Source organism: Raoultibacter timonensis, assembly GCF_900240215.1.
Lineage (GTDB): Bacteria > Actinomycetota > Coriobacteriia > Coriobacteriales > Eggerthellaceae > Raoultibacter > Raoultibacter timonensis.
In genome coordinates, this window is sequence record NZ_LT964689.1 from 1 (window position 1) to 942 (window position 942).

Consider the following 942-nt stretch of genomic DNA (forward strand, 5'->3'; position numbering starts at 1 on the left):
GGCGCGAGCATCGCGGATGGCCGCAGCCGTCTCGTCGACGCCGATCACCCGCGCTGCATGGCCCGTACCCCCGATGCCCCGCGCGGCGACAAGGCCGATCGTGCCCGTTCCGCAATACGCATCGATCACCGTCTCGCTTCCCGTCAGTTGGGCAAGCTCGATCGCACGTCGGTACAAGACCTCGGTTTGCGAAGAATTCACCTGGTAAAACGATTGAGAAGATATGCGGAAGCTCAACCCGCACAGCTCGTCGAGAATGAAGCCGGGGCCGTACAGCCGAATCTCGTCGGTGCCGAGAATCACGTTGGTCTGGCGCGTATTGATGTTCTGCACGATCGATGTGATCTCGGGGCACCGCTTCACCAGATCGCGCACCAGCGATTTCGATCCGGGGAACTGCCGCCCGTTGGTCACAAGCGTCACAAGCACCTCGCCGCTCGTATGCCCCACCCGTACGACCGCATGGCGGAGAAAGCCCGTGTTCGCGTCTTCGCGATACGGTTCGATGCGATAGGCGGGCATAAGATCGCGGATTGCGAGGATGATCCTCTTCGCGATCCGGTTCTCGATCAGGCAGGAGTCCGTCGGCACGATGCGATGCGTGCCCGCCGCGTACATGCCGCAGAGGATCTCGTGCGTGAGGGCGTGCTTTTCCGCGCGCGTCATCGCCGCGCGTTTCTCGCCCTTCGCTTCCTTGCCGCCCTTGGTGCCCTTGCCGCCCCCCAAAGCCTTCGGCTTGATGCGCCTGCCGGGCGCATACGGGGAGGCAACCTTGTTGCGGTAGTAGAACGGCTCGTCCATGCCCGCAATGGGATGCATGACGACCGAATCGCCGGCCAGGCCGTCGAAGAGCTCGGCCATCGCCGCCTGCTTGTCGGCAAGCTGCCGCGCGTAGGGGATGCTCAAAAGCTGACACGCTCCGCAGCGATCCTCGACCGGACA

General features: G+C 63.7%; 1 protein-coding gene. It reads right to left on the minus strand.

Annotated elements, in window-relative coordinates:
• On the minus strand, positions 1 to 942 hold a 942-nt coding region (locus C1722_RS16405), incomplete at both ends, for a class I SAM-dependent RNA methyltransferase family protein (protein WP_244902627.1).